The organism is Moorena sp. SIO3I6 (assembly GCF_010672095.1).
On sequence record NZ_JAAHHU010001208.1, the window covers coordinates 1 to 1,554 of the forward strand.

At 38.9% G+C, this 1,554-nt stretch carries 3 protein-coding genes; all 3 read left to right on the forward strand.

Translation table 11 applies throughout. The annotated features are described in order from the left end of the window. Positions 1-783: glycosyltransferase (locus F6K49_RS47735; protein WP_293109587.1), on the forward strand; the 783-nt coding region annotated here is incomplete at its 5' end. 68 nt (positions 784-851) lie between these two features. Continuing rightward, positions 852-980: a hypothetical protein gene (locus F6K49_RS47740; protein ID WP_293065769.1), complete on the forward strand. Its 129-nt coding sequence runs from the start codon at positions 852-854 to the stop codon at positions 978-980. Positions 981-1,160: 180 nt separating this feature from the next. After that, on the forward strand, positions 1,161-1,554 hold a 394-nt coding region (locus F6K49_RS47745), incomplete at its 3' end, for a glycosyltransferase family A protein (RefSeq protein WP_366514345.1).

The following is a 1,554-nucleotide window of genomic DNA, read 5'->3' on the forward strand; positions in this document are numbered from 1 at the left end:
TCAAAAGGAGATTATTTAGCGTTTTTAGATGGAGACGACTTGTGGTTACCTCAGAAACTGGAAAGACATATTGAACACTTAGAAAAATTCCCAGATGTCGGGATTAGTTTTAGCCGTTCTGCTTTGATTGATGAAGCTGGAAATTTTATGGGTGCCTATCTAATGCCTAAGCTAACTAATATTACTATATCTGATTTGTTTCGAGAGAGTCCGATCGGGAACGGTTCGGCTGCTGTAGTTCGTCGAGAAGTCTTTGACACAATTAAGTATCAGGATAATCTTTACGGCTCTACAGAAAATTATTACTTTGATGAAAACTTCCGTCGTGCTGAAGATCTTGAATGTTGGCTTCGCATCGCTATTCAAACTGACTGGAAAATTGAGGGAATACCTGAACCATTAACCCTCTATCGAATTAATACACAAGGGTTGTCAGCTAATCTTTTCAAGCAGTTAGAGTCCTTAGAACAAATGATTGAAAAGACCCGTTCCTATGCTCCCACACTGACCAGCCGATGGGAAAACATTTCTAGGGCTTACCAATTGCGGTACTTGGCTAGGAGTGCGGTTCGTCTTAAAGTAAGTTCAGATGCTGTGACACTTATACATCGCTCATTATCCAATCACTGGCGTATCCTACTAGAACAGCCACGGCGAACAATCTTAACCTTAATAGCTGCTTATATGCTTTGGTTATTACCGAAGTCTTTATATGCTCACATTGAATTGCTTGTCTCTAGGCTGCTCAACAATTTTAAAAAACATCCTCTTGTCCAAAACTAGTACCGCTCGCGGAATTCAAAATTAAAAATTCAAAATTAAAAAACCTTATATAGCGTTTTTGAATTATAATGAGGTACACAAAACTTTTTACCTCTTTCCTCTTCCGACTTTACTGCTCCCTGCTCCGTTCGCGTAGCGTGGCCTACGGCCTCAGTACCTGCTCCCTAAAAGCAAACAAAATGCACCTTAATAGCTGAAAATCGCTATAGAATAAGCTTATTCTATAAGCGTTTGCCTAGTTTGGCATCTTATCTTTATTGACCTTGTGCTTCCTAGCATGGTTAACTAATTTCAAGGTGCGAACTACAATGAAAAAAGTATCGGTAATTATTCCAGTATATAAGGTTGAAAAATACATAGCAGCCACAGTATAATCTGTGCTCGATCAAACCTATAAAAATTTTGAGCTGCTACTCATTGATGATGGCTCTCCTGACAACAGTATCGAAATATGTAAACAAATTAACGATCCGAGAATTAAAATTATTCGTCAGGATAATCAAGGAGTATCAGCGGCTAGAAACACTGGCATTCGCCATGCTGAAGGAGAGTATATCGCTTTCTTAGATGGAGATGACCTCTGGGTTCCAGAAAAGCTAGAAAAGCATGTTTTGCATCTAGAAACATCACCCCATGTAGGAGTCAGTTTTAGCTATTCTGCGTTAATTGATGAAACAGGAACTCCGTTAGGAATCTATCAAATAGCCAAAACTAAAGATATAACTACAGATTATATCATGTGTCGTAATCCCATTGGGAATGGTTCAACAC

Bases quoted from the DNA above. Each gene is read 5' to 3' on its own strand.
- F6K49_RS47740 (WP_293065769.1), top strand. From the start codon at position 852: ATGAGGTACACAAAACTTTTTACCTCTTTCCTCTTCCGACTTTACTGC.